The following is a 7,042-nucleotide window of genomic DNA, read 5'->3' on the forward strand; positions in this document are numbered from 1 at the left end:
TTAACTCATTTTGTACTTTCTACAAGAGTAGCTTAAAAGGCTGCTCTTTTTTTATGAAGAAAGGATAATATAACTTTAGGCATATAAATCCAAATATTTGTCCCATAAACGTAGAAATACGTCCCGATTTGCGATATAATGATAAAGAAATTAGGAGGTATGGCAATATGAAAAAACAAAATGTTTTGAATTTAATAAAATACCATGTGGAAAGGAATGAAAATTCCTTTAGAAATGAGGCTATAGCAATAGCAAGATATTTTGATAGCATAGGAGATTATCAGTTATCTGAATATATTATGGGGTTAATATCTGAATCAAATTTATATTCACCACAAAGTAGTGATTTTGAAAGTGAGTTTTTAAAGCAAGTTGAAATAAGAAATTTAGAGGCTTTAAATTTACCACTTGAAATAACAGAGGATATAAAAGGTATTATTAATGCTGTAAATCATAATGTTGGTATTAATAAATTTTTATTTGAAGGATTACCGGGAAGTGGAAAAACAGAGGCAGCAAAAAATGTTGCAAGATTGTTGGATCGCTCTCTTTTTAGAGTGGATTTTGAAAATTTGATAGATAGTAAGTTGGGGCAGACCAATAAAAATATTATAAAAGTCTTTAAAGAAATAAATATGCTTCCAAATGCGAATAAAATAGTAGTTTTATTTGATGAGATTGACGTTATCGCTCTGGATAGAATTAATTCTAATGATATTAGAGAGATGGGAAGAGTAACATCTACAATTTTAAGAGAATTAGATAGATTAACAGATCTTAATAAAGAGATAGTGCTTATTGCAACAACTAATCTATATTCAAATTTTGATAAAGCATTAATTAGGAGATTTGATGCTGTTATTAATTTCAATAGGTATAGCGATGAGGATTTAATAGAAGTTGCTGAATATTATTTTTCTTCATTTATCAAGAATTTTAAAGGAATATCCAAGGATGCAAGATTATTTAAAAAAATATTGAGAATATCAAAGAAAATACCTTATCCCGGAGAATTAAAAAACATTATAAAAACATCACTTGCATTTAGCGATGTTGGTTCTGAGTATGATTATTTGAAAAGATTGTACAATAGTTTGATAGGAAACCTGGATCAAAAGGACATAAGCCAACTTCATGAAGAAGGATTTACTGTAAGAGAAATAGAAAAGTTAAAAGGGGAGTCTAAAAGTGCTGTATCAAGAAAACTGAAAAAGGAGGAAGTAGATAGTGAATAATGTTTTGGAATTAAAAGGGAAACGCTTTGTACAAGCACGTAGAAATGTTAATGGCGGTGGTGTAGCCATGAATGGGAGAGTGGAAGTCAGTACAGAGCATTTATTAAGGTTAAAATCTCAGTTAAGCCAAATTAAAGAATTTTGGGATAAAGAAACAAAGCCATTTGAAGGAGTTTTAATTAGTGTTTATTATAATAAAATTGTTGCGAAAAGTAATCGAATTGCAGGACTTTTTAAAGGGGCGACTTCTAATGATGCAATTGTTGGTGCAAAATTTAATAGAGATAAGAGCAAACATATCATCACATATTTTCTTGATGAGTATGATTTGACTAAAAGTATAGAGTTGATTACAGATACTTCAAATATATTGTCTAAAAAATTTGCAGGAAAGATTAATAAGAGCATATTTGAAGATAAAAATATTGTCAATCCAAGAGTTTTTAAAGACTTTTCTGTGAGTATGTCAATATTTAAACAGGTGATTGCAGATGTATCATATATTGATTCTTTTGAGGTAGAGTTACCTACGATAGATGTAAAGCAGAGCATTATAACTTTGTATGATGTAAGAAAAGATACAAAATTATTATTTGAAAGATTAGGGATAGATATTTTAAGTAGCAGAATTTTAGATAATCAAACTGTTTACTTAGACGAAAAGCAGGTAGAACTACTTTTTGAAAAAGTACCTTATCTTGTTTCAATGGCAACCGTTGATTTGTCAAGTTTATCACCTGATGATTTTATAAATGAGTATCAAACAAAAATGGTAACTATATCATCCCCAACTATTGAACCAACAATTGGTGTGATAGATACCTTATTTGATGAAAGTGTTTATTTTAGTGATTGGGTTGAATATCATGACATGGTCTCAGAAGATATACCAAAAAAACCAAAAGATTATAATCATGGGACAGCAGTATCTTCCATTATTGTTGATGGAGCAAGATTAAATCCTTGGCTAGACGATGGCTGTGGAAGATTTAAGGTTAGGCATTTTGGAGTAGCGGTAGGTGCTGAATTTTCTTCCTTTTCAATAATAAAGAAAATAAAGAGTATTGTAATAAATAATTCAGATATAAAAGTCTGGAATATTTCACTTGGTAGTAATCAGGAAATTAATGATAATTTTATTTCTGCTGAAGCTGCAATATTAGATAAAATTCAGTTTGAAAACAATGTAATATTTGTTATTGCAGGAACAAATAAACCAAGTGAAGATATAGTAAAAATAGGCTCTCCGGCAGATTCTGTTAATAGCATAGTTGTAAATTCAGTTAGTAAGAATGGTCTGTCTACTAAATATGCTCGTAAAGGATTAGTATTATCTTTCTTTGCAAAGCCTGATGTGAGCTATTATGGTGGCAGTGAAGAAGAGTACATTAGGGTTTGTGAACCTTTAGGTGCTGTGAATGTTGCTGGTACTTCTTATGCTGCACCTTGGATTGCGAGGAAATTATCTTATTTAATTGATGTGTTGGGACTTAATAGAGAAGTTGCAAAAGCCATGATTATTGATGCTGCAAGAGGTTGGGATGAAAAACCGACGCCTGAGGAAGTTGCTTTATATGGGCATGGAGTTGTACCAATTCATATAAACGATATTATTCAAACAAAAGATGATGAAATAAAATTTGTGGTATCAGATATTAGTGAAAAATGGAATACTTATAACTATGATTTTCCAGTTCCTCTAAAGGATAATAAGTATCCATATATTGCGAAGGCTACGATGTGTTATTTTCCATTGTGCGATAGATTGCAAGGTGTTGATTATACAAATACGGAATTAAATTTACATTTTGGACGAATAGGGGATGATAAAAAAATCAAGGATATTAAAGGGGATAAACAGAATACAGAAGACACCTTAGATGGAGAAAGAAATTATCTTTTGGAAGGTGAAGCCAGAAAGCATTTTAGAAAATGGGATAATGTAAAGTATATTGCAGAGAGTGCTACAAAAAGAATGATACCAAAAGACTCTTATAGAAATAAAAACTGGGGTATGGAAGTAAAGACAAATAACCGATTAGCTCCTCAAGATGGTATAGGAGTTAGGTTTGGTGTTGTTGTAACACTCAAAGAAATGAATGGAGTTAATAGAATTGATGAATTTATCAGAAGTTGTACATTAAATGGTTGGTTAGTAAATGAAATCGATGTTGTTAATAGAGTAGATATTCACCAAAAAGTTAATGAAGAAATTAAGTGGGAATAGTATATGTTTTTTTGCACTATCGACAGTAAATGGAATGGTATGGAATATTTATAAAAATTATAGCAAGTATAAGAGGTGAAGAGATATGGAGAATCAAGATAAGATATATGAAATAGAAATTAACAGTTGTGGTATAGGAGGGAAGCTTAGGATACAGAATAGAAATAATCTTAGGTATAAAAAAATTCGTACGTAGATGGCAATGTTGTACGAGAACATCTTTGTTTGTCTAAAGAAGAATATGAGTTGGCAATGCTTAATTTATTTAGATTATATTGTTGTGAGGGATTTTATAAAGAAACATCAGCAATGTATTTTGGCAACATACCGATTCAAGCTAATGGAGGCATTGAAAAATTTAGGATTACTGCATTAGTATATAATTATTAGATATGATATTAGAAAAGGATTAGAGGGAGTGATGACTATGCCTGATACAATTATATATTGGTTATGGGGATTGGTAAAAGCAATACCTGAAGATATTATTAAAACGCTGATATTAGGTTTTTTAATTTTAGTTCTAAGAATACTTGTTGAGAAAATTAAATTTTTAAATTCCAAATTTAAAAATTTAATGGTAATGATATTTAGTACAAATATAGAAATATCTACAAAAACTTCTTTTATCGATTCTCCAGAATATAATTATGTTTCAAAAAGAAAAAAGGAATATGTATACAGTCAAAATTCGAGTGATAATGATGTATGGGGAATTATTATTGTAGGAGCATTGATTGCTTCTATAATTGTTAATTTTTTTAAAGAATATGTAGAGTATATATCTTTGTTCTTAAAGTGGTTTGGGCTTATACCTTTAATATTATCTATTATATTTTTATTTATTATATCTTTTAGCAAGGAAGTTCAAAAAGTTACCGTTAAATTTATTATTGTTTCAATAGTTGTTTCCACATTAACATTGTATTATGGATTTAACATTAAGGAAATGGTGGTAACAATGAGTCCTTCAATAGTTGATACAAGAAAATTTTTTATATCAGTATATAAAATTTTAGGTGTATCTATAGGAGTAATTCAACAAATGATATCTTATACCTTATTGTTGCGTGTATTCAGTGTCTATATTGATAGAAAAAAGAAAAATCCGATACAAGTAATTCGCAAATTTATTTCTAAAACAAAACGATTTGAATCGGTTTCTTTTCTCAGTTTTTTGGTAATATTGTTTTCAGTTTTATCATATTTACTGACTTTAAACGCTGTTCATAATTTTTTGTTGAGATAATAGAAAAACTCAAAAGATTATCTCTCCATCTCCTTACCCATGTAAATTCCATAGTTTTTTCGTATTTGATAAAGTTCGTCCATAGTCGATTTTGAGGAAGAATACTCTTGCATGAGGGTATTCTTTTTTTCTTGTAATTTATCAAGCTCAGCTAAAATATTCTTTGAATTTGGGAGCTTGGAATAAGATTTTTTAAGCTCTGAGAGAGCATTTTCATATAGGGTAATCTGAGCTTTGTACTCTTCAAAAAATGCCTTGTCAGACGGATTAGCAGTATATTCCTTGTAGCACGCTCTGTATTTTTTAACGGTATGAACTTGCTCCATAGTGGTAGAAAGCTTCTGCATTTCCTTATCAATAGCCTTGATTTTCTCTTGTATATTTTGCCTTTCATCGGCTGCTTTTTGAATATACTCGTCAAGCTGTTTAACGGATTTAATGCCATGTTCTCTGATATAAATAACAGACTCAGCCATTGTATGAAGGTTATGTTTGGTTGCCCAATATTCGTAGCCTTTGCTTTCTTTTACCTTAACATTTGTGTTCATGTCAATAACATTGCCGATGCGTTTTTTGACGGCAGGAGTCTTGATAAACTCTCTTTCTGCAATTCGTTCTTTTAATCTTTCTTCGGTATAATCTTCTCCGATTGTTTTAGTCCTTGTAAATCTCGCCTTATCTTTTGGCTTAAAAGCAATGTGCTTACCGTATTTGATTTCATAGCCAAGATCAGCCATCTTCTTTAAAATTCGTCCCAGTCCTTTGACTGTTTTATCATTCTGTCAATGTCAAATTGAAGCCTGCTTTTCCAAGAAGTGCCATGTTTTGCCTGTTCGTTTTCATACCAAGATTTACCGTTAATCTTATATTTTTTCTTATAGCTTTCGTAAAACTCGTCAATGACAGATAGGCTATTTTCTTTGCAGAGTTTATCACTCTGATAACGGATTTGGTGGTAGCTTTTCTTGTTAGACTGGTAGCACCTACCTGTTACCATATTTACATTATTGAAGATGATGTGATTGTGGATATGCCCCTTATCTACGTGAGTAGATAAGACAAATTCGTACTCATCTTTGAGTATCTTTTTACACAGCTCCATACCAATCTGGTGAGCCAATTCAGGGCTTGTTTCTCCCGGTAAAAATGATTGAATGAGATGTCTTGCAAGAACGGTTCCTTTTGTTCCTGCGTCATTTCGTGTCCTTAAAAACTGAGTGTGAGCAGTTGATTCGTGGCATTTATGAGTGCTTACTAAAAGCTGCTCGTCTGTTTTATCTCCATTTACAATGTAGTCGATAGCAAGATTAAGAGTCGATTTTATTGGGTGTATTTTTGTAATAGCCATTATTATTCACCTTCCGTTTCAGATGTTCTTTTCAGAAGTAGTGAATGAATTTGCCACAGCTCTTTTGAGAAATGTTCAATCTCTTTTTTTATATCACCGATGTCCTCTTTGTAGATTACACCTGTCGAATTTACTCGCTTTGCAATCTGATTGATGTTGTTTGTTGCATTAGAAAGTAAGCCTTGTAAATCTCTGAAAGGCTCTAAATCCACTTGATAAATTTCCTTTTCCAAAACGCATTTGCGGATGAAATGGCTCATGTTTCTACACTTCGCAAGTCTTTTTTTCTCTTCAAAAAGAGCCTTTTCTTCTTCAGTTAGTTTAATTTCAAGTCTTTCGTTTCTTATTCTATTTGCCATAGTTAGTTCCTCCTTTGAATGTATTTCGGGGTCTTAGGGTTCTCCCTAACAAGCTAAAAATTGATAAAAAAAGAAGCAGATCCCCAAGGGCTGCTTCGTCAATTTTCCGTAAGTGTCCGTACACTTACTGTGCTTGCTACAAAAGAATGATTAGGGTAGCAAGCGTTAAGCATATTAAGTATTTTATTTATTATATCAAATTTTCGTTAATAAAGGAATAGACAACATTAAAATATGGTATAATAATATGATGTAAAATTAAGAGGGGATGAAAGAAATTTGAAACCTAACGAAAATGATATTATAGAAACAGCCTATGAGGGTTATGTTTTTTTCTGAAAAGAAAAGTATTGATAATGTTAAAGTTTATCGTTTTAGCAATGAAACAGGCACAGGAGAAATGCGTTGTTATGATTTGCTTGAAGGGATGCAGTTATCCTATAACAACTTAAATATGGAAACATCTCACCAAAAAATATCACCCAAACAAGGAATTTTACAGATTGATCATTGTCTTGAAGGGTGCTATGAATTTAAACTTGAAAACAATGAGCGTGCATTTATTGGAAAAGGTGATCTAAGTGTTCTTGAACTTGGTAAAGTACCGTTTGAAAACTCCTGTAT

At 31.2% G+C, this 7,042-nt stretch carries 4 protein-coding genes and 2 pseudogenes; 4 read left to right on the forward strand and 2 right to left on the reverse strand.

What is annotated here, in order from left to right:
- The first annotated feature begins 167 nt into the window (after positions 1-167).
- The 3 genes from ACLUJM_RS12040 (at position 168) to ACLUJM_RS12050 (ending at position 4,711) form a co-directional block, all read left to right on the forward strand.
- Positions 168-1,235 (forward strand): ATP-binding protein, encoded by a 1,068-nt coding sequence (locus tag ACLUJM_RS12040; protein ID WP_019189647.1) that lies wholly within the window; start codon positions 168-170, stop codon positions 1,233-1,235.
- Entirely contained in the window at positions 1,228-3,462 is a 2,235-nt protein-coding gene (locus tag ACLUJM_RS12045) for a S8 family peptidase (RefSeq protein WP_412412909.1), read from the forward strand. The genes ACLUJM_RS12040 and ACLUJM_RS12045 overlap by 8 nt, the downstream gene beginning before the upstream one ends.
- Before the next feature lie 427 nt (positions 3,463-3,889).
- Entirely contained in the window at positions 3,890-4,711 is an 822-nt protein-coding gene (locus ACLUJM_RS12050) for a hypothetical protein (protein WP_412412910.1), read from the forward strand.
- A 17-nt stretch (positions 4,712-4,728) separates the two neighbouring features.
- Here ACLUJM_RS12050 and ACLUJM_RS12055 read toward each other — a convergent pair.
- Together ACLUJM_RS12055 and ACLUJM_RS12060 are read right to left on the reverse strand one after the other, a co-directional pair.
- Positions 4,729-6,059: pseudogene (locus ACLUJM_RS12055) on the reverse strand (relaxase/mobilization nuclease domain-containing protein).
- 2 nt (positions 6,060-6,061) lie between these two features.
- Complete coding sequence (locus ACLUJM_RS12060; RefSeq protein ID WP_000013381.1) at positions 6,062-6,418, reverse strand: plasmid mobilization protein; 357 nt, start codon at positions 6,416-6,418, stop codon at positions 6,062-6,064.
- Between the two features lie 325 nt (positions 6,419-6,743).
- Between ACLUJM_RS12060 and ACLUJM_RS12065 the strand changes: the two are divergent.
- Positions 6,744-7,042: pseudogene (locus ACLUJM_RS12065) on the forward strand (AraC family transcriptional regulator); the annotation flags it as partial.

Source organism: Finegoldia sp., assembly GCF_046991905.1.
In the GTDB taxonomy this organism is placed as follows: domain Bacteria; phylum Bacillota; class Clostridia; order Tissierellales; family Peptoniphilaceae; genus Finegoldia.

Coding starts and splice junctions, on each gene's coding strand:
- ACLUJM_RS12040 (WP_019189647.1), top strand. CDS start 168: ATGAAAAAACAAAATGTTTTGAATTTAATAAAATACCATGTGGAAAGG.
- ACLUJM_RS12050 (WP_412412910.1), top strand. CDS start 3,890: ATGCCTGATACAATTATATATTGGTTATGGGGATTGGTAAAAGCAATA.
- ACLUJM_RS12060 (WP_000013381.1), bottom strand. CDS start 6,418: ATGGCAAATAGAATAAGAAACGAAAGACTTGAAATTAAACTAACTGAA.